General features: G+C 62.8%; 21 protein-coding genes. 13 read left to right on the forward strand and 8 right to left on the reverse strand.

Annotated elements, in window-relative coordinates:
- Nucleotides 1-5: 5 nt before the first annotated feature.
- The gene (locus tag AUR_RS08100; protein ID WP_021474720.1) at nt 6-1,076 is read right to left on the reverse strand and encodes an iron-siderophore ABC transporter substrate-binding protein; all 1,071 of its coding nucleotides are present in this window, start codon (nt 1,074-1,076) and stop codon (nt 6-8) included.
- A gap of 464 nt (nt 1,077-1,540) precedes the next feature.
- On the opposite strand from AUR_RS08100, the gene AUR_RS08105 reads away from it, so the two are divergent.
- Nucleotides 1,541-2,035, forward strand: coding sequence for an FBP domain-containing protein (locus tag AUR_RS08105; RefSeq protein ID WP_021474722.1), 495 nt, complete (start codon nt 1,541-1,543; stop codon nt 2,033-2,035).
- Nucleotides 2,036-2,119: 84 nt separating this feature from the next.
- Here the strand turns inward: AUR_RS08105 and AUR_RS08110 are convergent, their stop codons facing one another.
- The 3 genes from AUR_RS08110 to AUR_RS08120 are packed head-to-tail and all read right to left on the reverse strand — an operon-like array spanning nt 2,120 to nt 7,891.
- Nucleotides 2,120-5,563 (reverse strand): ATP-binding protein, encoded by a 3,444-nt coding sequence (locus AUR_RS08110; protein WP_062098322.1) that lies wholly within the window; start codon nt 5,561-5,563, stop codon nt 2,120-2,122.
- Complete coding sequence (locus AUR_RS08115) at nt 5,560-6,390, reverse strand: DUF4194 domain-containing protein (protein WP_241650955.1); 831 nt, start codon at nt 6,388-6,390, stop codon at nt 5,560-5,562. The genes AUR_RS08110 and AUR_RS08115 overlap by 4 nt, the downstream gene beginning before the upstream one ends.
- 43 nt (nt 6,391-6,433) lie before the next feature.
- Nucleotides 6,434-7,891 carry a DUF3375 family protein gene (locus AUR_RS08120; protein ID WP_031217356.1) on the reverse strand — a complete coding sequence of 486 codons (1,458 nt, stop codon included), beginning with the start codon at nt 7,889-7,891 and terminating at the stop codon, nt 6,434-6,436.
- Nucleotides 7,892-8,246: 355 nt separating this feature from the next.
- Between AUR_RS08120 and AUR_RS08125 the strand changes: the two genes are divergently transcribed.
- Complete coding sequence (locus tag AUR_RS08125) at nt 8,247-8,549, forward strand: hypothetical protein (RefSeq protein ID WP_062098326.1); 303 nt, start codon at nt 8,247-8,249, stop codon at nt 8,547-8,549.
- A gap of 62 nt (nt 8,550-8,611) precedes the next feature.
- Entirely contained in the window at nt 8,612-10,576 is a 1,965-nt protein-coding gene (locus AUR_RS08130) for an acyl-CoA dehydrogenase family protein (protein WP_062098328.1), read from the forward strand.
- 12 nt (nt 10,577-10,588) lie between these two features.
- On the opposite strand, the gene AUR_RS08135 is transcribed toward AUR_RS08130, so the two are convergent.
- Nucleotides 10,589-10,993 (reverse strand): YchJ family protein, encoded by a 405-nt coding sequence (locus AUR_RS08135; RefSeq protein ID WP_206616228.1) that lies wholly within the window; start codon nt 10,991-10,993, stop codon nt 10,589-10,591.
- A 182-nt stretch (nt 10,994-11,175) separates the two neighbouring features.
- Between AUR_RS08135 and AUR_RS08140 the strand changes: the two genes are divergently transcribed.
- Complete coding sequence (locus tag AUR_RS08140; RefSeq protein WP_062098330.1) at nt 11,176-12,033, forward strand: hypothetical protein; 858 nt, start codon at nt 11,176-11,178, stop codon at nt 12,031-12,033.
- A 6-nt stretch (nt 12,034-12,039) separates the two neighbouring features.
- Here AUR_RS08140 and AUR_RS08145 read toward each other — a convergent pair whose 3' ends face one another.
- Nucleotides 12,040-12,531 (reverse strand): flavin reductase family protein, encoded by a 492-nt coding sequence (locus tag AUR_RS08145; protein ID WP_021473966.1) that lies wholly within the window; start codon nt 12,529-12,531, stop codon nt 12,040-12,042.
- Between the two features lie 243 nt (nt 12,532-12,774).
- Between AUR_RS08145 and AUR_RS08150 the strand changes: the two genes are divergently transcribed.
- The 5 genes from AUR_RS08150 to AUR_RS08170 all read left to right on the forward strand — a co-directional run bounded on the left by AUR_RS08150 (nt 12,775) and on the right by AUR_RS08170 (nt 17,411).
- Nucleotides 12,775-13,809 (forward strand): aldo/keto reductase, encoded by a 1,035-nt coding sequence (locus AUR_RS08150; RefSeq protein ID WP_062098332.1) that lies wholly within the window; start codon nt 12,775-12,777, stop codon nt 13,807-13,809.
- A gap of 102 nt (nt 13,810-13,911) precedes the next feature.
- The gene (locus AUR_RS08155) at nt 13,912-15,009 is read left to right on the forward strand and encodes a sulfite oxidase (RefSeq protein WP_021473964.1); all 1,098 of its coding nucleotides are present in this window, start codon (nt 13,912-13,914) and stop codon (nt 15,007-15,009) included.
- A gap of 187 nt (nt 15,010-15,196) precedes the next feature.
- Nucleotides 15,197-15,574, forward strand: coding sequence for an RNA-binding S4 domain-containing protein (locus AUR_RS08160; protein ID WP_062098334.1), 378 nt, complete (start codon nt 15,197-15,199; stop codon nt 15,572-15,574).
- Nucleotides 15,575-15,991: 417 nt separating this feature from the next.
- The gene (locus AUR_RS08165; protein ID WP_062098336.1) at nt 15,992-16,465 is read left to right on the forward strand and encodes a DUF6318 family protein; all 474 of its coding nucleotides are present in this window, start codon (nt 15,992-15,994) and stop codon (nt 16,463-16,465) included.
- 43 nt (nt 16,466-16,508) lie between these two features.
- The gene (locus tag AUR_RS08170) at nt 16,509-17,411 is read left to right on the forward strand and encodes a hypothetical protein (protein ID WP_241650956.1); all 903 of its coding nucleotides are present in this window, start codon (nt 16,509-16,511) and stop codon (nt 17,409-17,411) included.
- A gap of 519 nt (nt 17,412-17,930) precedes the next feature.
- Here AUR_RS08170 and AUR_RS08175 read toward each other — a convergent pair.
- Together AUR_RS08175 and AUR_RS08180 are read right to left on the reverse strand one after the other, a co-directional pair.
- Nucleotides 17,931-18,392 (reverse strand): DUF3817 domain-containing protein, encoded by a 462-nt coding sequence (locus AUR_RS08175; protein ID WP_021473960.1) that lies wholly within the window; start codon nt 18,390-18,392, stop codon nt 17,931-17,933.
- A gap of 33 nt (nt 18,393-18,425) precedes the next feature.
- Complete coding sequence (locus AUR_RS08180; protein WP_205680063.1) at nt 18,426-19,031, reverse strand: hypothetical protein; 606 nt, start codon at nt 19,029-19,031, stop codon at nt 18,426-18,428.
- Between the two features lie 219 nt (nt 19,032-19,250).
- Between AUR_RS08180 and AUR_RS08185 the strand changes: the two genes are divergently transcribed.
- The 4 genes from AUR_RS08185 to AUR_RS08200 all read left to right on the forward strand — a co-directional run bounded on the left by AUR_RS08185 (nt 19,251) and on the right by AUR_RS08200 (nt 22,982).
- On the forward strand, nt 19,251-20,345 hold the full coding sequence (locus AUR_RS08185; protein WP_062098338.1) for a thermonuclease family protein: 1,095 nt from the start codon (nt 19,251-19,253) through the stop codon (nt 20,343-20,345).
- 163 nt (nt 20,346-20,508) lie between these two features.
- A complete protein-coding gene (locus AUR_RS08190; protein WP_225740095.1) occupies nt 20,509-20,724 on the forward strand; it encodes a helix-turn-helix domain-containing protein in 216 nt (71 codons plus the stop codon).
- Nucleotides 20,721-22,013 carry a type II toxin-antitoxin system HipA family toxin gene (locus tag AUR_RS08195; RefSeq protein WP_164888669.1) on the forward strand — a complete coding sequence of 431 codons (1,293 nt, stop codon included), beginning with the start codon at nt 20,721-20,723 and terminating at the stop codon, nt 22,011-22,013. The genes AUR_RS08190 and AUR_RS08195 overlap by 4 nt, the downstream gene beginning before the upstream one ends.
- Nucleotides 22,014-22,091: 78 nt before the next feature.
- The gene (locus tag AUR_RS08200; protein WP_241650884.1) at nt 22,092-22,982 is read left to right on the forward strand and encodes a GIY-YIG nuclease family protein; all 891 of its coding nucleotides are present in this window, start codon (nt 22,092-22,094) and stop codon (nt 22,980-22,982) included.
- Nucleotides 22,983-23,001 lie beyond the last annotated feature (19 nt).

Genomic DNA, 23,001 nt, shown 5'->3' on the forward strand with positions numbered 1-23,001 from the left:
TGGACTTACTTGCCTGCTGCGTCCGCTGCTTTACCCAGCTGGGGCAGGAATGTATCCAGCGCCCACGGCAGGCTCAGCGGGGACGAGGCAGAGATGGACAGGGTCAGGGTGTTGTCCGAGTCGGCAACCAGCGCGCCGCTCTTGATGGCGGGGATCTGGCCCAGCAGTGGATCAGTCTTGATGGCCTCGGCGGTGGTGGCATCCGGAACCCATGTGACGAAGATGTCGGAGTCGAGTTCGTTGGCCTTCTCGGCGGACCACGGGATGAAGAAGTCCTTGTTGGTCTTGGTGTTCTCAGTGACCACCGGTGCCAGCTTCATTCCGATGTCGGAGAGGAACCGGGGGCGGTTGTCGATGGCGGTGTAGACGTTCACGCCATCGCCCTTGGCGGGCTCGAGGTTGCCGTAGATGAAGGTCTTGTCCTTGATCTGCGGGTACTTGGATACCTTGTCCTTGATGGTGGCCTCGGTGTCTTCCACCAGCTTCTTGGCTTCGGCTTCCTTGCCCAGCGCCTTGCCGATCATGGTGGTGCTCTCCTGCCACGGCGTGCCGTAAGCCAGCTCCGGATAGGCAACAACCGGGGCGATCTCGGACAGCTTCTTGTAGTCGGCTTCTTCGAGGCCGGAGTACGCGCCGAGGATGACGTCCGGGCTGAGCTTGGCGATTTCAGTGAAGTTGATGCCGTCAGCCTCGGAGAACTGGACGGGAGCTTTATCGGAGCCAAAGCCGGCGCCGGCCTTCTCCAGGGCTTCGTCCTTCCACGGGGTTGAGCCCTTGTCATTGTTGCCCCACTCGTTCTTGGGGACACCGACCGGAACAACGCCGAGGGCGATCGCGATGTCATCGTTGACCCACGAAATGGTGACGACCCGCTTGGGCTGTTCCTTAATCGTGGTCTCACCGAAGGCGTGCTTGATGGTGACGGGGAAAGCCGACGATGCTGCTTCCGATGATGCCGGCGCCGAGTTGGCGGGACCGGTGGAGCAACCGGAAAGGGTAAGTGCGACAGCGGCCAATGCGACCGTCGCTGAACCTGCAGTCTTCAGCAGGGCGCGGCGTGGAAGAAGGGAAGCCACGGGACTCCTTAGGTAAGTTATGCGAACCTAAGTAAGGCTAGCCTATCCTTCAAATAATTACGAAACGTTTCTGTCGCTTAATCCCTTCCCATATTCCTCCGCCACATCCCACCCACGTACGGGAATCCCTCTCCCACATCCCCTCCCGGTGGACAGCTCCCGCGGAGATTTGGGAGGATATCGGCAGCGGACTACCGCTTCCAGGAAAAATTACGAGGGGAATGAGCGTGCGCACTGCATCAGTTGCCGCAGCCATGGTTGGCGAGGTGGCCGCTTTGGCCTGCTTGGCACACCCCCACGCGCCGGCATCGTCCAAGTAGCACCGCAAGCACCAAGATCCAACGCCACTGTTGGCTTCTTCGGCGTGCCCTTGTGCTCCACAGAGACGACCCCCGCGCCTAACGTGCCATGACGCAGCGCCAGGTGCGCTGCCGACGTCGTAATTTTTCAAAGGAAGCTTCGCCATGCAGAAAATCACTGCCCAACAAATCCGATCATCGTTCATCAATGCCAGCCGATCAGAAGCTGCCAAACTGAATCTTCCCCGCAACTTCGAATCGATCGAATGGGAAACCCTGGAGTTCCTCGGTTGGCGGGACGAGAAGATGCCCCAACGGGGGTACCTGGTTGTGCCGTATGAAGGAAAGCTGACGGGCGTCCTGCTCCGCGCTCCGGAAGGCGGCTCCGGCAAGAACCGTGCAGTCCTGTGCGAATTGTGCCGGGACGTCTTTTCCAAAGATGACGTTTACCTGTGGGTTGCCAAGAGGGCGGGTCAGTCCGGCAAGGACGGCAACACGGTGGGGACGTTGATCTGCGCGGAATTCGGTTGCAGTGCCAACGTCCGCAAGGAGCCGCCGGTCAACGAGATCAACCCGGACCCGGCTGCCGTGGTGCTCAAACAGATCGCAGGCCTGGAATTCCGCACGGCCCAATTCCTGAGCAGGGTACGGGGCAAGTAGGCCAATGTGACTGGCAGTAGGGGTTGCTATGAGTGCTCAGAACAACCCCTGCTGCCAGTCAGTTGGGAGACGGCGGCGGGGCCGTCAGCGGAGGACGATGTCCACAGGGTTGGCTTCCGAACGCCACGCTCCGGGCTCGCCACGTCCCGAAATGACGGGCGCGGTCAGCACGCCGCTACGGTTGGTGCGCTTGTCGCGGAGGATTTCCGTGACGGAGCCGAGGTGGCGTGACAGGTCGATGACGTTCTCCGGGGCAGCCAACAGCAACTGGAACCCAAATTCGTGGAGCGCCTTGATGCCCGCCCCGGCGAATTCCTCGGACGCCAGGACAAACGCCTCGTCCATCATCACGGTGCCGTACGTCGTGAAACCCTGCTCGGCGATGCCCAGCTGGTAACTCAGGGCAGCCGCCATGATGAAGGCGGTGAATCGCTGACGCTCGCCGCCGGACATGGAGCCGGTGTCCGCATGCATGAAGACTTCCGTCTTCTTCCTGCCTGACGCTCCGGCCACCTCGCGGTGCTCCTTGCACTGGATGAAGAGGTGCCCGCGAACATCGAGGACCTCGGAACGCCAGCGCCGGTCCTCGGGGGTCTGCGAGCCGAGCCGCTTCACCAGGGTTTCCAGTGACTTGTAACGGGCAGTGAGCTCGGCGTCCTCATCCACCTCGGACGGCGCGGCTCCCCGGGACGGGCGTGCGTGCTTGGCCTTGAGTGCGTTCTGGATCGCGTCCTTGAACTGCTTGGCAGTGGCAGGAAGTGTCTGCTTGATGTCCAGTTCCAGGTAGCTGCCTTCGTGGAAATTGACCTGGGAAAGGATCCCGTTCAGCGGCAGGATGCGGCTGGTGATGCTGCGGCGTTCCTCATCAAGGAGGTGCAGCAGCGTACTGAACGATTCATGCGTGCGCTGGTTGAAGAACAAACGGAATTCCGCTTCCTGTGCGGGCAAGCCGTCGCTCACGATCGCATGGTACCGGGCTTCGAAATCACCGGCGGCGCCGATCGACGTGCCATGATCGGCGCTGATGGCACTGCCCCATTCACGCACGAACGCCTCGAAAATCCGGGTCAACCGCTCCGCCGTTGCTTGCCCCCGGGACTCGGCTACGTGCAATTCATCAAGCAGCTTGTTGCGGACGCTGTTGGCCAGGTTATCCAGCTCGTACAGCTGGGTGACGTCGGCAGCGCCGGCAAAATACGGCTCAAGCGCCGTGACGGTGGAGCTCGACGGCGGTGCTTGCTCAAGCTTCAGCCTCGCCGCGTCCAACAGCCCGTCAGCCGTGGTCATCTGATGGTCGAGCGCCTTGTATTCGCTCTGCAGGACGGCCGCGGCACCTGTGGAGGATTGGTGCTTCTCACGCACCGCCTCGATGTTTGCCCGCAACGGCTCCAGATCGGCCTGCGCGGCCAAGGCGTCGGCAAGACGCTGCTCGATCCGCGCCAATTCCTCCCCGGCAACTGCTGCCGAAACCTGCTCCCAAGGACGTTCGTCCTCGGCAACCCGCCGAAGGGCTTCCAACTGGCGGGCCATTCCCTGATGCGAATCTTCCCGGCTCTGTGCCAGTTCCGCAGCTTTGGCCAACTCGTTCTCGAGCTCACCGACGCGGGCCGCCACCAGCTCCAACTTGGACGCGTTGTCGAAACCGAGAACGTAGTCCTGGCGGCTCGTGAAGCGATCGTCCTTCTCCACGGTGTGCCGGTTGCGCTTGACCACGCCGCCCAGGCTCAGTCCCTTGTCCAGCGAAGCCAGCTCGTCCGGGTCCTCGACACACGGGTAGGCGAAGTCCACGGCGATCCGTTCACGGACCCACTCCCCCGCCTCTGCATTGGCCCCCGACGTGAGGATGCTCAACTTAGTCAAGAGATCGCCGTCGGACACGTCCTCCACAGCAAGTGCGCCGCCTGCAAGCGGCTTGGAAACATCCACGGCGCGAAGGGCTCCGCGGATGGTGTTGTCATTCAGGTAGCGGGTTACGGCCGCGAAGTACTCACCCGGGACCAGCAGAGTGGTTGCGAGGTTGCGGAGCGCGCGTTCGGCGGCTGGACGCCACTGCTCCTGGCCCTCCGCGAGATCGATGAGCTCGCCCGCGAACGGCATCCGTTCCTCGGGTACGCCAGTGGCCGCAGCTATCGCAGCCCGGTTTTCAATGCTCGACGGCGGCAGGAGGGACTTGCGCGAACGCAGCGACAACAACTCCTGCTGGGCCGCTGCGAGCTCGCGCTTCTTGGTGGCGTGGGCATCGAACGCCTCAAAACGGAGTTCCTTGAGGGACTCCGAGTCGTCCTGCAAGGATGCCGACCGCGCTGCGGCCTGCTCATGGGCCTGGTCCCAACCTTCAGCCGACCATTCCAGGTTCAGCCCGGCATCGGACAACGCCTTCCTGGCAGACTCCTCCACCTGCTGCCGCAGCTTCAGGCCGACGCGGGCGTTCTCCAGCGACTGCTCAATGGCAGAGATCGCGTTGCCGCCGCGGTTGTTGTAGTCGGACTCCAGCTCCCGCAGTTCCTTGGCGAGCGCGTCCCGGATGGTCCGCTCCGCCGCGAGTTCCTGCGCTTTCTGCTGGGCCAATTCCCTGAACCTGGCCAAGGTCTTGGCATGCACGGAAACCGCGAGCTGCTGTTTGTACGCCTCAAATTCCTCGCCCGTCAGCTCACGGAGCCGGTTGGCATCCAGCAACGCCTGCGCGTATTCCTTGTTGAGGCCGGGAACCGGTGCCAACTGGTCGCGCTGCTGCCGGACGTCTTCCAACCGCTGGCGGATGGACATCAGGTTGCTGAATTCCTCAACCACATCGTCCGCGGCGGCAAGCGTCGCAGGAGCGTCGAGCACTTGGTCGCGGAAGAAGGTGTTGACGCTGCCGCCCAGGCCCTTGCCTGCCTGGATGACGCGGAGCAAGGGCAGCGCCTGGTCCGAATTGATGCCCAGAAGCCGGCGGAACCGCTCGGCAAAAGCCTTATGGACGTCGAAGACCTGCCCCTCGGGGAAGATCGACTCCAGCGCGCCCTTGGTGAACCGCTTCTGCGCGATCCCCTCGATCGCTTCAAGATCCAAAGGCTTGCTGTCGATCACATAGAACCGGCCGACGCTCGATTCGGTGCCGTTCTTGGGCAGGTCGAACAGTGCGGAAATCGTCACCTTGGTGCCGGCTGCGTTATCAAACGTGAGTGCGACGGCGGACCAGGTGGCACCAGGCCGCTGGAAGGCACTGGCCGAGCTGTCGCCGACCGCCTTATCACCGACCTTGCCGCGCATGTAGGTGAAGGTGGTCCTCTTGTCCTCCACAGCACCGCCGGACCGCTGGGCCGCGGCCTCGTTGGAACGCGGACGGGCATCAAATACTCGGAGCATCGCGTCAAAGAGCGTCGATTTGCCGACGCCGGAATTACCCGTGAGGAGCGTGCCGTTGCGGTCCACGTGCATGGTGTGGGCGCCATGGAAGGTGCCCCAGTTGACCACCTGGACGAGGGCAAGGCGCATCTGGCCCGGGTTCGTCTGTTCGCCCAACGGGAGCATGCTTGCGATCGTCACTTCGTGGTCCCTTCGGCGTCGGTTGAGTCCGCGGCGGAACTCACCGCAGCGGGTCCGTCGTCATCCGTGTCGTCGTCCATGTCGTCATCTGAGGGGCTGGTTTGATGTGAATCGGGGTCCAAGTCAAGCAGCGGTTCGGTGCCGGATTCGTCGGCTGCTACTGCCACCAGGGCTTCGATGTGGGCCGGAATGTCGCCGATGTTTTCGAAGGGGAGGGCCAGCGGGAGTGCGTTGCTGATGGTGTAGGTGTCGTCCAGGGGGGTGGCCAGGAGCAGTTGGCGGGCCAGGAGTTTGGTGATGGTGCGGTTCACGACGTCGGAGTCCCGCAAGGCATCCTGCTGGCCGGCCGGGGTGTAGTTCGCTACCAGGTCGGAGATCTCCTCGCGCGTTACGGTCGGATCCGTCTGGGCCGTGACATGGCGGTCCAGGAGCAGGCGAAGCCGCAGCAGGACGATGGTTTCCACCCGGCTGAGGGCGCGCTGTTGGCGGAGGATGCTGGACCGGGAGCTTGCCCCGATGATCTCCGGATCCACCGGGCGCAGGACCGCGATCTTGCGGTCGTGGTCCAGCTGGAGCGTCAGGAAGAGTTCCGACAACCGGCTCCGAAGGATCAGTTGGTTATCCAGGAGCGTGGTCCAGAGCTTCTCGTCGCGGCCGCCGTCGATGTACGGCCCTTTCAGCAGTTTGACCAGGGCGTGGCGGACTTTCATGGGCAGGACGCCGGTATCCCCGGGGAAGAGAGCTGCACCGTCAACGAACGTATCCCTCGGGGACACACGGAACGGATCCGCGGTGTGCGTCTCCACCTCTTCCCGGCCACCATCCATGGTGGGGTTATCCGTCGCGGCGAGTTCCGTCGTCGTGATTTCCTCAGTCATCAGAATCCTCATTCAGCGTGACGACGGGCAGATATGCCGTGCGGATGCTGCCGTCGATTTGTTCGAAGTCGATGTGCTCCCAGGCGGCCCGGTCAAAGGCGGCGCCGGTCTGCAAGGCCATGGACAGGAGGGAACGGACGGTGTTGATGTGCCGTTCCTCAGCGGGAAGGTTTTCCCACGCCTCGCCCAGGGTTGCGGACCCTGCCATGGCGGCACGGACGACGTCGGGCCTTGCCTTTCCGGTGCGGGCGGACTTGACGCGGTCCGAGTCGGTGAAAGCGATGGGGTCCGCCAGACGGGGTGGCGTGGCGAACTCGTCGGGGTCGAAGAGCTTGACCATGGCCAGCGACTCGAAGCCCGCGTTGTAGAGGACGGGCCCGGGGACAAGGCCCGGACGGTCCCGCTCGTATGGCATGGAACGGATTGCCTGCTCGGCCTCGGCGAGCACCTTGCGGAGCGTGACCGACTGGCGGACATCGTCACTCTGGATATACGTGTTGAGGCTTTCCGACAGCTTGCCGTAGATCCGCTGGATCTCGCTGTGCTGCGTCCGGAGCTCGGCGACGAGGTTCTTCAGGGTTTCCCGGTCCTCGTGGGTGAGATCGTCTGCGAACTGCCTGCTCAGGACCTCGCCGATGGCTGAGCGGAAACGCAATTGCTGCTGCGGGTCTTCGAGGAACGCCGTGAATGAACGGAAGGTACGACCCTCGGGGCTCTGCCTCAGCCGCTTGTCCGCTTCGAGCACTTGGGCCATGGTGGCACCCTTGCTGAGCGACTCTTCAATGATCTGGTTCCGGAGTTCACCCACTAGTTCCTCAATGCGGTCACGCATCTTCTTGTAGTCGGCGGGCAGGCTGGCCGCGAGGTCCAGAATGTTGCCGGCGGCCTCCACCGCTTCCTCATCGTCCAGGAGCCCGTCGAATTCACCGGAACTGATGTCCTCCACCAGTTGTTGACGCTCCTGGATCTCCTCCTCGAGGGCTTCAAGGCGGGCGCTCTGGTCCGGGTTGGTCTCGTTGGCGAGTTTCTCCACATCGCCGAGCAGGGTGCCCAGCCGGGAGCCGTTGAGCGTTGAGCGTTCACTGGACAGGCTGTCGAGGAAGGCGAGCACGCGGGCTGCGGCTTCGGTGACTTCGTAGACGATCTGGCCGGACTGGTTACGACGGGTGAGGAACTGTTTTCGGGTCCACTCGTCGCCGAAAGCTTTGCCGTTCAGCTGCCCGCCGAGCGCTGGGTCCTGGCGGCGGAGCTGCTCAAGGAAAGCGTCGACGTCGGCATGGAACTCTTCGAGCGGAAGCTGCGGCCGGGTGCGGGTGAAGGAGGCTTGGAGCACCGCGATGACCCACGGCGCCGAACGCGTCAACGTCCAGGCCGGCCCTTTGGTGAGCTGTTCGAGGTCCCTCAGCCGGGCACTGATGGCGTCGGCGGAGGACATGGCTGAACGGGACAACTACTCTCCTTCAGCTGCTGCGAAACCTGGCTGGCAGCGAAAACTGCCCCGTACAAGGTTAACGCAGAGCGTCCGCACCCAACTAAGTCGCAGCAGAGCACGTTTAGAACGCTGATAACGCGCACAAGTGCGACTTACTTGGGGGGGCACCCGGGTGGGCGCGGGGGTGGGGCGCCGGGAGGGCACCCGCGTGCGTGCCGCCGTCGTGCCCTTTCCGTGACCTACCACAGGGTAGGGTTTCGATCCCGTATCAACACCGTTTCCATGCTGGCCGCGGGCCCCCGCCGCCCCTAAGGTCAGATCATCGACGCCGGCAACGCCGCGTCTACCCACGCACTGTCGCATAGGGGGAACTGTGGATTTCGACTTTACGACGCTGGAAACCGCCACTTACGTGTTCATTGGAACGCTGGCGTTCGCTGCACTTCTGGTCGCTTTCATCGCGGCGGCGGCAATAGCAACAATTGTTCTCATCGGCGTCATGGGCATGGCCTGGTATGCCATCAAGGCTGTCCTTGGCGGACTGGTCCATGGCATCAACTTCGCCTGGGACCGGCTGGTCCACCATGCCGGCCAGGTGGACATCCCGGCCGAATTCCAGCCGCAGGTATCCACTGGTACGGGTAGCTACCCGCGGGTAGCATTGAGGGACAGCTGAAGGGTTCGCACCCGAGGCGGACCCTGGCTCCATCCGGCACAACCGGTTAGAGGAGTTATCCCATGACGTCCGCCACTGACAACAGTCTCTCCGCAGCAAGCGTCAACGCCTCCGCAGAGGAGGCCCGTGCCGTCGCCGAAGCCGCGCGGGAAACCGAATGGAACCGTCCCAGCTTCGCCAAGGGCCTGTACCTGGGCAGCTTCGACCTCAGCCTGATCCACCCCTGGCCCGAGGTCAAGGCAGAGGATGTTGAGCGCGGCGAAGAGTTCATGGCCGAGCTCGAGGCCTTCTGCAGGACCATGTCCGGACGCGTGATCGAACGCGACGCGAAGATCCCGGACGAATACCTCACAGGACTGGCCGAGCTGGGCGTCTTCGGCATGAAGATCCCGCGTGAGTACGGCGGCCTGGGATTGTCGCTGGTTTACTACGGCCGCGCTTTGGCCTTGGTGGGTTCGGTCCATCCCAGCTTGGGCGCCCTGATCTCCGCCCATCAGTCAATCGGCGTCCCCGAGCCCGTGAAGGTCTTCGGCACGGACGAGCAGAAGCGCGAGTACCTGCCCCGATGCGCCGCGGGCGCGATTACCGCTTTCCTGTTAACAGAGCCCGACGTCGGCAGCGACCCCGCGCGCATGGGCGCCACCGCGGTCCTGTCCGACGACGGCGGGTCTTACGTTGTGGACGGCGTGAAGCTCTGGACCACCAACGGCGTGATAGCCGAGCTCGTTGTGGTCATGGCCCGCGTCCCTGAACATACGGATGCGGACGGCACCACCCACAAGGGCGGCATCTCCGCGTTCGTCGTGGAGATGGATTCTCCTGGAATCACCGTGGAGAACCGGAACGCCTTCATGGGCCTGCGCGGGATCGAGAACGGCGTCACCCGCTTCCACCAGGTACGTGTCCCGGCGGCCAACAGACTGGGGCGCGAAGGCCAGGGTTTGAAGATTGCCCTGACCACCCTCAACACGGGCCGCCTCTCCATCCCCGGCCTGTGCGTTGCTGCCGGAAAGTGGAGCCTGAAGATTGCCCGCGAGTGGTCCAACGCCCGCACCCAGTGGGGCCGCCCGGTGGGACAGCACGAGGCCGTCAGCAAAAAGATCGCCTTCATCGCCGCCACGACCTTCGCTTTGGAGGCAGTCTTCGAGCTGTCCGCCGAAATGGCCGACGCCGGCGCCCGGGATATCCGGATCGAAGCCGCACTGGCCAAGTTGTGGTCGACGGAGCTGAGCTGCAGGATTGCCGACGAACTCGTACAAATCCGCGGCGGCCGAGGGTTTGAAACCGCCGACTCCCTGGAGGCCCGCGGCGAGCGCGCGGTGGCAGCGGAGCAGCTCCTCCGTGACCTGAGGATCAACCGCATCTTCGAGGGTTCCAGCGAGATCATGAAGCTCCTCATCGCCCGCGAGGCCGTGGACGCGCACCTCGCGGCAGCGGGCGACCTCGCCTCGCTGGATGCGAGCCTGCAGGACAAAGCGAAGGCCGCCGTCGGGGCTTCCGGTTTCTACGCGCGCTGGCTGCCGAAGCTGGTGGCCGGGGCGGGAATGGACCCGAGGTCCTACTCGGACTTTGGGCGGCTGGGCAAGCAACTGCGTTTCGTGGAGCGTTCGTCCCGCCGGCTGGCACGGCAGACCTTCTACGGCATGGGCCGTTGGCAGGCGAAGCTCGAGCACAAACAAGCGTTCCTTGGCAGGATCGTGGACATCGGAGCCGAGCTGTTCGCGATGGCCGCGTGTTGCTCGCGGGCTGAGAACCTGCTGCACACCCGGCCCGAGCATGCCGCAGCAGCTTTTGAACTGGCAGAGGCCTACTGCGAACAGGCCCGCGTGCGGGTGGACGAATACTTCGACCAGCTCTGGCGCAACACCGACGACGCCGACCGCGACCTTTCGCGCAAGGTCCTCGCCGGGGATTACGCCTGGCTTGAGGCCGGCATCCTGGACCAGTCCGAAGGAACAGGGCCGTGGATCGCCGACGCCTCCCCCGGCCCCTCAGCCAAGGAGAGCCTGCACCGCAAGTACAGGTAGCTTTCCTGTGCGTTAGCGGACGTCGCCGTCCACGTAGTACCAACGCTTGTCCTCACGCACAAAACGGCTGAGTTCGCGCTGGACTCCGCGTTCGCCGTCGTGCCTGTAGTGGGCTGCGAACTCCACCGTGCCCCGCGCGTCCAAAGGTCCGCCGGCCGTGGTTCCGAGAATGTCCAACCGCCGCCATTCCATGTCCGGATCCAGGTCCATGGTGTCCGGCCGCGTGCTCGAATGCCACGTGCGCAGAAGGTATTCGGGGTCCAAAACGACGAAGGCCGAATACCGCGAGCGCATGAGCTGTTCGGCAGTTGGCGCGTCGGCTTCCGAGCGGTGGAAACGGCCACAGCACTGGTCGTATGGATCCCCGGACAGGCACGGGCAAGCGCCGTTGCGGAGACGGGTGAGATCAGGCGTCAAAATGCCCCTTTCCGAGGCCGTAAATGAGAGCTGCGCAACATATTTCCCACGCCGTATAACAGCTTTGAAACAACCCCGCAGGAGTGCTGAGCCGGGCGTGATTCCGTCGGTGCCGGACCGTAGGCTAGATGTGCAAGCGGGGGAGACCGCGGGCATCAAAACGCAAAGCCAGGGGAGGCTACGTGGAGGATCCGACAACGCTCGCCATCAACCTGACCTACCTGGGGACGTTGGGGATGGCAGTCCTCATGTTCCTGGGTCTGGTATTCGTCATCATCATCACGCTTGTGGTGGCCGGTATCGGGCGTCTGCTGTCGATCATCATCCTTGCGCTTTTCGGCATCTTCCCCAAGAAGGAAACGACGCCGATCGTCCACCTCCCCCAGCGGCCGGAGGACTCCTCCGCCCCGGTTGGTTCCGGCGTCCTGCCTGCTGCTGGCGCTCCGCTGAACGAGCCCGCGTCCGGCCATGTGGCCGCCGTTGCCGCAGCCGCTGTTGCCGCTCCCCCCGTACCTTCCGCACCCCCGGTAGTGGTTGAAACGCCACCTGCCCCGGCCCAACCGAAGCGGGACCTCCTTGGAGAAGCCCGACGCCGGGTCGCGGGGGCGGCTGCCTCCGTCAAGGACGGCACGTGGAAGTCCAGGATGGACACCCAGACCAACCACCATCCCCTCGTCGTGGCCGCAGCCAAGGAACCGCCCGTCCTGGCGAAGGGCTGGGCCGAGGCCGTGGCTGAAGCTGACCAGCGGGCGGCTGCCCGGGCCAAGGCTGAACAGCCCCCGGCCATCAAGGTGACAGTCCGCGAGGTGGGAGAGTCAGGATCGTCGGCCAAACCGTCGTCGGGAAATGGTCCTTCCCCGGACGCAGGAACAGCGCCCGGGCCGGCAGACCCTGCCAAGAAGGCTGAACCCGCAAAACCAGTCCAACCGGCCGCACTCAAGCCCCTTGCCAACAAGCAGGGGCCCAAGAACACCGCCAAAGGGAAGTCCCCGGGCCAAGTGCGCAAGGGTTCCTTGAGCGGTGCCAGCCGCAACTCCTAGGCGGGGTCAGGCCGCCAGCTGGCGGAACGATGCCCCGTGGTAGATGAGTGGCTCGGAATCATGGTTGACGGTGGTGGACTTGACCTCAAGGACCACGATCGCGTGATCCCCCGCCGGAATCTCTGACACGACTTCGCACTCGAAACCCAGCACGGCACCGTCGATCAGCACAGCCCCCGAGTCGGTGACGCTGTGGGCCACGCCGTCAAAACGGTCGCGGGTCTTGGAGGAAAGCTGGAGGCACGCGGCTTCCTGCCCCTCGGCAAGCACGGATACACCGAGCCGGGCTGCCTGCCGAAGCCTGGGCCACGTGGTGGAGGAGTTCTGCACGGCAAACATCACCAGCGGAGGCTCCAAGGAAACGCCAACTGTAAAGGACGATGCCACCAAGGCCTCGGGCGTGAAGTCGACCATTGCACTGAACGCAGCCACACCGGACGGGAACCGGGCAAAGGCAGCCTTGATCGCTGCTGTTTCATCCACCGTTGTCCGTGTCATTTGATCTGTCCCCTTTGCGCGTCGATTGAACCTCTTTCCCCATGATTCATGCGTTCCCGGGAACCTCCACGTTTGTGGATCCGGAAGTCGTTTGTATTGCCCGGTGTCAAGAAATGTCTCGCAGTAAGGCCCCTTCCGTTACTTCCCAAGACGAAAAACGAAGAAGTTCTACCACTTGCGTTTCTGCGTCCGGCAGCGCTGTGTAGCCTCGACGGGACACCTCCCCCACCACAGGAAGCCGACATGAGCCTCAACGAGCTACGGACGCTTGGACGCACCGGCGCCCTGATCAGCCCCCTCACCCTTGGCACATTGAACTTCGGGACAGGAACCGCCCCCACCGGTCCTGCGGACAGTATCCGCATCATCAAAGCAGCCCTCGATGCCGGGATCACCAGCATCGACACCGCGGATATCTACTCCCAGGGCGAGGCCGAAAACGTGGTGGGCCAGGCCATCCACGGCCGTCGCGACGAAGTCTTCCTCGCCACCAAGTTTCACGGCCAGATGGGTTCCAATCCGGCCCACGCCGGCAACTCGCGGCGCTGGATCGTCAGGGCAGTGGAAGACAGCCTGCGTCGCTTGGGTACGGACAGGATCGACCTTTACCAAGCACATCGCCCGGACTACAACACCGACCTGCTGGAAACCATCACCGCCCTCAACGACCTCATCCGGCAGGGCAAGATCCTTTACTACGGCACCTCTGTGTTCAGTCCCGCGCAACTGGTGGAGGCACAGTGGATTGCCAACACCAACCACCTCACGCCCCCAGTCGTGGACCAGGTTCCGTATTCGCTCCTGGTGCGTGCCAACGAACGGGACGTTTTCCCCATCACCCAGCAGTACGGCGTCGGGGTTTTGAGTTACGGACCGCTCGACGGCGGCTGGCTCGCCGGCGGGTACCGGGTGGGTGGCGGTCAGCCTGAAAGTTCGCGCTTCTCGGCTGTCCCGGGCCGCTTCGACGTGACCGCGCCCTTCAACCAAGCGAAGCTGCACGCGGCCGATGCCTTGGGCCGGGTCGCTGCCCGCTACGGCATCTCCTTGATCCAACTGGCCGTGGCATTCGCCATGAACCACCCCGCGGTCACCAGCGTCATCATCGGGCCACGGACCGAGGAGCATCTTACTGATTACCTCAAGGCCGCTGACGTCGTACTCAGCGAAGCCATCCTGGACGAGATCGACGATATTGTTGCCCCCGCCGTGAACTTCCTCGAGCGGGATGCCGGCACCGTGGCGCCGCACCTGGAGTATCCGGAACTTCGACGCCGGTAGGCCTTGCAACGTCCTATTGACGGCGGTTCCGGCGCGGCGTGATCCTTGACCTAAGTGCTGCGGCACATCCGCAGCGTCGGTTCCAGTAGAACGCCGCCCGCCATGTCCACACCCCATATTGAACGCGGCCTTGCCGCCACCCCGGGCCAACCGACCCAAGGCCCACTCACCCACGAAGAACTCCAACTCGCCGGCCGGAACCACTCGATGCCGCTTGAAGCGTTGCACGACGATCTCACCCCTGCGGGACTGCACTACTTGCTGATCCACTTCGACATTCCGCACGTTTCGCTTGAGACGTGGCGGTTGCGGCTGGGCGGGGCTGTTGCAGACTCCCTGGAGCTCAGCCTCGACGACCTCAAAGCCCGTCCCGCCGTCACCATGCCCGTCACGCTCGAATGCGCGGGAAACGGGCGATCGCTCCTGCAACCCCGGCCACTCAGCCAGCCGTGGGTCCTCGGTGCCGTCGGCACGGCGGAGTGGACCGGAACTCCCCTGGCACCCCTGCTGGAGGAGGCCGGGTTGGCGAGTGACGCCGTCGAACTTGTCTTCACCGGCGCTGACAGCGGCATCCAAGGCGGCGTCGAAGAGCCGTATGCGCGGAGCCTGACCATTGAGGAGGCCATGCACCCCGAGGTGATGCTGGTGTACGCCATGAACGGCCAACCGCTCCCGTTGCAGCACGGCTTCCCGCTCCGGCTGCTGGTCCCCGGATGGTACGGAATGGCGAGCGTGAAGTGGCTGACGTCCATTGAAGCTGTGACAACCAGGTTTATGGGGTACCAGCAAGCTGTTGCCTACCACTACCTCCAAGGACCCGACGGGCCGGGGCTGCCCGTGACCCATATTCGGGTGCGGTCTTTGATGGTGCCGCCGGGGATTCCCGATTTCTTCACCCGTCGCCGGGTAGTGGATGCCGGACCGGTGATGCTTCACGGGCGCGCGTGGTCCGGGCATGGCGACGTGGAGCGCGTGGAAGTGGGTATCGATGGAACGTGGATGCCTGCGCACCTCGATCCGCCCGTTGGGGACTTTGCCTGGCGCTCGTGGTCCATGGTGTGGGTGGCGAACAAGGGTGATCACGTGCTGCGATGCCGCGCCATGGACTCGTCCGGTGCCCTCCAGCCCACGGAACAGGTGTGGAATTACCAGGGCATAGGGAACAACATGGCGCAACGGGTGGAGGTGACGGTGCGGTAGGGGGTGTTTCGCGGGTGGGGGCCCTCCCGCCTTCTTCCCTTCCGCCGAGTTCGCGGGAACGACTCTTCCCTTCCGCCGAATTCGCGGGAAACCTGCTTGTTCGCTGTCGCCTTGCAGCGGTCAACGTACGTTTGCGGCGAACACACGACTCTCCGCCGTAACCGCTTTCGCTAGACTCGACTGCATCATGAGTAGCCAGTCTTCCGCCCCGGCCGCCGTCCGCGTCGACGCCTGGTTGTGGGCGATCCGAGCCTACAAAACCCGTTCCGCCGCGACGGCAGCTTGCCGGGCCGGGCATGTCCGCCTTAACGGCAACCCCGTGAAGGCGTCGCAGACTGTGATTGTGGGAGACACCATCCGGGTCCGCGAATCCGGGTGGGAACGCGTTTTTGAAGTTCGGCGACTCATTGCCAAGCGTGTGGGCGCCGAGGCTGCATCGCATTGCTACACCGACCACACTCCCCCGCGTCCTGTCCTCCCCCAGCTGGGCCTGCCCCAACGCGACCGCGGCGCCGGCCGGCCGACCAAGAAGGACCGCCGGGATATGGACAAGCTGCGGGGATAGCCTTCCGGACCCGGCTGAATTTTGCTGGATCATTCAGTGGTGCGCTTCTGTGGGCCCTCTGGATTCTGTGGTTTTGGCGCCTTGGCCGCGCAATGATCCAGCAAATTCTTCCCGGTGCAGTTATCCACAGATGGGTCTTACCGGCTCGAACCAGCGCGAACCCCCTGCTTAGACTGGCCAGCACTACGCCACAACAGTCGCTGGGGAGTCTGTACATTGCCACGCTTTTTGTTTGATCTTTCGCCTGCCCATTTCCGTTCCGTCGCTCTCACGGTTTCTGCGCTTGTGCTCTTGAGTTCATGCCAAGACCCTGGCTCGCCGCCGGTTCCAGGCGCGGTTACGGAAACCACGACGGCGACTCCCGCAGCAAGTGCCTCGCCTTCCGGTTCCTCGAGTCCCTCCTCCGGGAATCCGGGGGTGTACAAGCCTGCTGATTCGAAGGGCAAAGCCGAGAACGTACCGGTGCCCGTCATACCCGAGCTGGCGAAGGAAAACTCGAAGGAAGGGCTGGAGGCGTTCATTCGGTACTGGTACGCCACATATTCCTACGCTCTGGAAACAGGCGACATGGGTGCTTGGTCGGCATGCACCGATATGACCACGCCCGCAGCAAGGGCACACAAGGAATCTGTCGCGCTAAATTACATTGAAAATAGGTGGATCGTCGGCGGCCGCCTCACGACCCCCACCGTAGAGATCGCGTGGGACGCGGATGGCCTCCAGTCACAATCCGCGAAGGTTCAGGTAATTCAGGAAGCAATTCAATACTTCGACGCAGACGGGGCCAAGGGCCAAGAGGACTCACCCTCGACCAACACAGCAGATGCAGTCTTCTCGCGGTTTGAGGACGACGCCTGGCGTGTAACCGATTACGGAGCGCTCGTTGGGTAAGTTCCAATCCAAACTCCGCCGAGCTTCGGCGCTGTGCCTCGTGATGCTTTTACTATCCGGCCCATCTCCCGCTTACGCCGAGGAAGGTCGAGTCACTGCCGACCGTAATGAACGCGAACTCCTTGTGGGTGCAAAGTTCACCATCGATGCTTCGACCGGCCAGTTGGCGTCTCAGCTTTCCAGCGGAAACGGAGCCGCTGCTGCATCCGAGGACCCGAATCAGTACATGGCCGATACCCACTGCCGCGCCGACGGGCCCGACACCGTGGACCCCGGCTGCCTCACCCTCGCCTGCCCACCATCACCCAACGGCGCCACCGGCACACCCGTGATCTGGAAAGAAGCCCCCAAAGCCATCACCAACCCCGGCTGGACCGACTGGATCCCCGTCACCGGCCCCACCTGCCTCTACGGCCCCGAACCCCACAACATCCTCGACGACATCGCAGCCCGCATCCTCACCGACTTCCGCCAACTACCCCTCAACCCCGGAACCCTCACAACCCAACCCTTCCCCAACACCCTCATCGGGGCACCCACCAACTTCTACGCCACCACCACACCCCAAACCTTCAACCTCACCATCCTCGGACAAAACGTCCACCTCACAGCCACCCCCACCACCTACACCTACAACTACGGCGACGGCACCACCCTTGGCCCCACCCCCGCGGCCGGCTACGCCATCCCCGACACCGAACGGCTCACCACCGAAACCCGCACCAGCCACAGCTACACCCAAACCGGCAACTACCCCGCCACCATCACCACCAGCTTCACCGGCACCTATTCCGTCAACAACGGCCCACCCCTGCCCATCAACGGAACCCTGAACATCACCACACCGGCCAAAACAATCCACGTCTGGAAAACACAAAGAGCACTCGTCGCCGACACCTGCGAACAAAACCCCCACTCCTGGGGCTGCCCCGGCACCAACGACTAAAACCACCAACCCGGGCACCAGAAACACAGCCGCACCGCCACGACCCCACATCGACGGCAAAACCCACCCAACTCGAAGGAAAAACGCACACCCGGGCATCAAAGAAGGTCGCAACGGCACAGCCAAGGCACAGACGAGGACCTTGTTTGACCTTCTAAGGCCGCTCCGCCCGTCACGACCCGAGTCCTTCGGCCACTAACCCTGTGCAAGCAGATAACGGTCCGGGGACTCCGTCAAGCGGAACGCCGACGAGGCAAACGTGCTGCGATAACCAGGAGGTTTACCGTGAAGTACCAAGAGCAGCAGGCGGAGTCCACCCCAGCAGAGCAGAACCCTTCCCCCTTTTACAGGAAGCGTTCACCCGTTTCATATGATCGCAGTGTCCAGATTGCGGCAGCACGGCTTCGTTTGGTTTGCGATCGTCGGCTGGGCAAAGAGACTCCCGGATGGATCCGCCAGCTCGCTGCCCAGAAGTTGGCCGGGGAATACTGACAGGACCTGGTCAGCGGCGAACGTGCCCTACGAGAACCACGTATCCGGCGGCCCCATGTACAAAAGGAAGCTAAATACAGCAGCCACGCCGACCAACACCACTACTGCGGCAAGGATCGGCTTAGCCAAGATCCAGGCCTGAATTTTCTCCACAGCACCCATCGGTTCCTCGCGTCCAGCGGCAAGGCGCCAATGTCCGGCAAGGAGGCCTCTGCGATCAAGTGACTTTTCGACGGGGATGGTGGCATACGGAATGACAGCCGACACGATGGCCACGAGCCCGGTGCGGGCCTTCCATTTCTGGTTGACCCACGTGAACGCGGCAATGAAGGCGTAACAGAGGAAAACGAATCCGTGGACACCACCTGCAATGCTCACCGCTGCATCAGTCGTCTTGGTGACGTACTTAAGGAAAAGCGCGATCAGAAGAAGAGTCCAAGTGACGGCTTCGGCGAAGGCAACAGTTCGGAAAAGGGCGCGGGGTTGCATTGAGTTTCCTCGGTGATGGGAGTCATGGTCGCTCTAGACAACGGACGGGAGGGACATCTCGTTCCGTATTCGGGATGTTCCGAATTCCAAAGCCAGCGTTTCTATCTTAATGGGCTCTTGATGTTTCGCACGTGCCTTGCCCACCGCCACATGCGGTATCCAGTGGGGTGACCGGTAACCAAGCGCCGGCGAGCTGAGAATGAAGTCATCGATATAGTCCAAGCCCAGGTCGTCAAGAAGCACATGCAGCCCTTGAAGCAACAAGGTCTGGTAGTCATGCACTGCCTGCGGAACCACGACCTCCAGACTGCTGATACGTCCACCGCCCAAGGTAAGGATGGTGTCTGACTTGCCCAGGAAACCGTCGAGCACAGGAAGTTCACGAAGCCAGGTGGCTATCTCCAGTGCCGCCCTTTCCGCAGGCATCCGCCCCTTGGTCCAGGCGAAGATGTCGGCAGCCAAGCGCTCCAGTATGCCGATGTGCAGGAGAGTCATATGCAGGCTGCCCGGCTTCCTCAGCGCGTCAACGTGGCGACCCAGGTCCTCGTAATCCGTAGGACCGGCACCGATGCTCAACACGGGCACCTCCACGGTGACGCGAGGAAGCTCCGACGTGTCACGGGACTGAGGGGCAGTCATGCCAGCCATTATGCGCTGAGAATGGGCACGCTTGTAGGTCTGCAGGACACAAACTTCGACGTCCGCTTGCACGTTCAGCAATAAGTTGCACCGTCAAGTACGCTGAGCTTTCCTCACTCGACTCAAACGCAAAATAGGGGGACTATTTGCGCGCCCAAACAGACGGCATAATTACTTGCCCACGCTCCGAGCAACCCTTCAGCCAGAGCAGGGGGCGTCATGCGTAAGCTGCTCATCGGATCGACTGCCGCCGCAGCGCTCGTCGCCGGTTCTCTCATCGCTGCTGCGGCAGCAAACGCGGACTCCGGAACTGTTGTGCGGGTGGTCGACGGCGACACCGTAGTCGTCTCGATCAACAACAACGACCAGACCATCCGCCTACTGAACGTGAATACACCGGAGACAAAGGACCCAAACAAACCGACGGAGTGCCTGGGTCCGGAGGCTTCGGAATACCTCAAACAAGCGCTGCCCGCTGGAAGCAAGGTTCGGCTCGAGTTCGACGTCGAGCGGCACGACAAGTACGGCAGGACTTTGGCTGGTGTCTTCAACGCTTCCAATCAATTGGTCAATGCTGAGATCGCCAGAAAAGGACTCGGCGTCCCAATGGTTGTAGGCGAAAACCGCAAATTCCTGCCTCCGGTACAGGCTGCCCACGACGAAGCGCGTAAAGCCGGGGAGGGACTTTTCGCGGAATCCATAGAATGCACGCTTCCGGCCAAGGTGGCAGCTGCTTCAGAGGCGCTGGCATCCGCTGAGGAGGCCGCCCCGGCAACGACTTCATCAGCCGCTGGTGCATCCGCGTCGACATGGGCTTCGGCGCTCGTCGCCGCCAAGGCCGCCCATGACCTCTTGTCTGCAGAGAGGGACTCCGAGCATTCCATCATCTGGGCGGCGTACTCCACTGGAGAAGCTGCCTCAAAACTCAAGGCATTGTCAGACCGGATTACCCGCGCCGACACCACGCTGAACCAGGTCAAGGAGCAGCAGAAAACGCTGGCCGCAGCTGAGAAAAAGGCTGAGGAAGAGCGCAAAGCCGCTGAAGCCAAGGCAGCGGCGGAGAAGAAGGCCGCCGAGGAAGCAGCAGCCGCAGCTAAGAAGGCGGCTGACGAAGCTGCCGCCGCGGAACAGGCCCGAGCGGCAGCCGCCGCAGCGGAAGCTGAACGCTTGCGGAACATTCCGGCGCCGCAACCGTATGTTCCACCTGCCCCCAAGTACATAGCTCCTCAGCCGGTTGCTCCATCAAACCCATATCCGGGTTACACCGGTCCTCGTTGTTACGCACCCGGCGGAAAGACGTGGCGCCCCTGCTGACGAAGCCGGTGGCCGAAGCCTGGCACTGTCCGCAGGGTAGCGCCAGGCTTTCTTTGTCGTGAAGCCCAGATTCCTGTTGCCGTACGGCAACAAATGCTAAAGTCGGCGTACGGCGACAATTGAAGAAGTTGCCGTACGACGACAGGAGAGCTCGTTGAGGACCGTGCGGGAAGCCGGACCATTGGTCCGGGAACTGAGGGAAGAACGCGGCTGGTCGCAAGCCGAGTTGGCGCGACGGGCAAACGTCTCGCGAACCTTCCTCATCGACCTCGAATCCGGCAAGGCCACTGTGGAGACATCCAAGTTCATGGACGTATTCCAAGCACTGGGGTTCGAGCTCGCAATCCGGGACAGCGAGACGGGTGATGTTCGATGGTGAGTACCCGCGCACTCGATGTCTTCATGGATGGGACGCTCTGCGGACGAGTGGAGCAGTCCGCCTCAGGGAACCTGGTGTTCGACTACCTCCCCGAATATCAGGCGAGCCGTGACGCAACACCACTGTCCCTTTCCATGCCGCTGGCTGCGAGATCGCACAAGAAGCGCGCCGTTTTGCCCTTCCTTCAAGGCCTGCTTCCGGACAGCGAGGGCGCCCTGCAGACAATCGCCAGGCGATTCAGGGTCTCACCAGCGAACCCTTTTGCAGTTCTTGAACACATCGGCGCGGACGTCGCGGGCGCGCTGCAATTCCTGCCACCGGGAGCGGAATCATCCGATGGCAAGTTCCAGAGGACCTCTGTAACACCGGTCTCCGACTCTGAGGTGGCCGCGATGCTGGACCACGTGGTGACGGAGTACGAAGACGGCACTCCCTACGATGATGCGGCGGGACGCTTCAGCTTGGCCGGAGCACAACCGAAGATCGCTCTCCACCAACTCCCGGATGGCACGTGGGCGGTTCCCGCGGATGCCACCCCTACGACGCACATCCTCAAACCCGCGGCGGGCAGCTTCAGCCGTTTGGATGTCGTCGAACAATTGACGATGCGCGCCGCTGCTTTCCTAGGGCTCGAGGTAGCGAACTCCGAGCTCAAACGGATCGGTGGATGGGACGTTTTCGTCACGCGTCGCTATGACCGCCACGTCCTAGACGGAACCTGGCGCCGCCTGCATCAAGAAGACTTCTGCCAGGCCCTCAGCGTCTCGCCCGCCAAGAAATACCAGCATCGCGACGGCGGTCCGGGCGCCGGCGACATGGCCTCCCTCGTCAGGTCGTTCCCGCTCGAAGCAGACCGCAGAGCGGCAGGCGAGTCGTTATATCGGGCTTTCGTCTTCAATACGGTGGCCGGCTGTACAGACGCCCATGCGAAGAACTATTCGCTGCTACTCCACGGCGAGGAAGTCCGGTTTGCGCCGCTCTACGACCTCGCTACGTACGCCCCCTATTGGGACGGCGAATCCAGCATCAATTTAGCGATGAGCGTGAAGGGCGAGTACCGCTTGCAAAGAATCAGCAAACAAATGCTGGTCGCCACAGGCGCGCAATTTGGCGTCCCCAGCGATGCCGCAGAAAGCGTTGTTGTGCACTACTGCGAGCAAATGATCGATGCATTTGACGCCGCCAAGGAAGAATTGCTGCGGGAGCTGGGATCCTTGCCGGACATCGCTGAAGAGGTAACTGCCAGGGTACGTTTGCTGCCTCTGGTTGTGACGGCCGCGCGGAAATAGAACTGAGCATTCACTCCCTCATGATTGACTAATCCAGTACAGCGAGGCGACTGATCGGAGAGAACTGCATTGGGGGCAGTGGACCAGCAGCAGTCCCTAACTCTCGCCCACGTTTTGGCCGGCGTTGGCGCGGAGCATGATCCGCCGATTCAACTGGAGCAAATCCACGTCATCCGCCACTCTTTCAGGGCCAATGACGAATCTGCCCTTCGCGGCTTCGAGGATCTGACCGTGCAGAAGGTTCATGCCTACACGCGTGAGCAGGACGTCTCCCCGCGCCGCTTCCCCGCTCAGCCCGGCCAAGTGTGGGCCATTTTCATCGCCGATGGCAAGAATCGCTCGCGGCTGTGGGGCGCATTCGAAAATCACGGCGAGTTGGAAGAGGAGCGTACCCAAGATTGCCGATACTTCGACCTCCGGCCGAGCAACTTCCTGGCTACGCTCAAGGACCGACTGGTCGTCGATTGGGATAACCCGCGGAGTTGGCACCGCAGTGCGCAGTCAGCAAGCGCCCGGCGTATGCAGGTGATCGAGATTGCCGACCGCGATAAGGTCCCGTTTCCGGGCTTCGACGGGGTCCTGCTCACCTTTCACCAGCTGCGGGAGCTGGTGGATGATTCCCGCTACTCGGATTGGCGCGCAGCACTGGCTGAAGTTCAGGGCATCTACCTCATCACCGACTCCAGCAATGGCAAACAATACGTCGGCAAGGCAGACGGTTCTGAGCGAATCCTCGGGCGATGGACGGCCTATGCCCGGGATGGTCACGGCGGCAACGTGGCCCTCAGGGAGCTAGCCGTAGAGAGCGTCGGCAGTACCACGGGTGCCAAGACAGACCATGCCCGCCACTTTCTCTTCAGCCTTCTCCGTGTTTTCGGGCCGAGCACGCCTTCCACCGAGGTCAACGCGGCGGAATCGCACTACAAGGCCGCCTTGATGACTCGGATACACGGCCTCAACCGGAACTGACACCACCCCAACCACCAAG

This window comes from Paenarthrobacter ureafaciens, assembly GCF_004028095.1.
In the GTDB taxonomy this organism is placed as follows: domain Bacteria; phylum Actinomycetota; class Actinomycetes; order Actinomycetales; family Micrococcaceae; genus Arthrobacter; species Arthrobacter ureafaciens.

Bases quoted from the DNA above. Each gene is read 5' to 3' on its own strand.
- AUR_RS08105 (WP_021474722.1), top strand. From the start codon at position 1,541: ATGCAGAAAATCACTGCCCAACAAATCCGATCATCGTTCATCAATGCC.
- AUR_RS08115 (WP_241650955.1), bottom strand. From the start codon at position 6,390: ATGGATGGTGGCCGGGAAGAGGTGGAGACGCACACCGCGGATCCGTTC.
- AUR_RS08130 (WP_062098328.1), top strand. From the start codon at position 8,612: ATGACGTCCGCCACTGACAACAGTCTCTCCGCAGCAAGCGTCAACGCC.
- AUR_RS08145 (WP_021473966.1), bottom strand. From the start codon at position 12,531: ATGACACGGACAACGGTGGATGAAACAGCAGCGATCAAGGCTGCCTTT.
- AUR_RS08150 (WP_062098332.1), top strand. From the start codon at position 12,775: ATGAGCCTCAACGAGCTACGGACGCTTGGACGCACCGGCGCCCTGATC.
- AUR_RS08155 (WP_021473964.1), top strand. From the start codon at position 13,912: ATGTCCACACCCCATATTGAACGCGGCCTTGCCGCCACCCCGGGCCAA.
- AUR_RS08160 (WP_062098334.1), top strand. From the start codon at position 15,197: ATGAGTAGCCAGTCTTCCGCCCCGGCCGCCGTCCGCGTCGACGCCTGG.
- AUR_RS08170 (WP_241650956.1), top strand. From the start codon at position 16,509: ATGCTTTTACTATCCGGCCCATCTCCCGCTTACGCCGAGGAAGGTCGA.
- AUR_RS08175 (WP_021473960.1), bottom strand. From the start codon at position 18,392: ATGCAACCCCGCGCCCTTTTCCGAACTGTTGCCTTCGCCGAAGCCGTC.
- AUR_RS08180 (WP_205680063.1), bottom strand. From the start codon at position 19,031: ATGACTGCCCCTCAGTCCCGTGACACGTCGGAGCTTCCTCGCGTCACC.
- AUR_RS08185 (WP_062098338.1), top strand. From the start codon at position 19,251: ATGCGTAAGCTGCTCATCGGATCGACTGCCGCCGCAGCGCTCGTCGCC.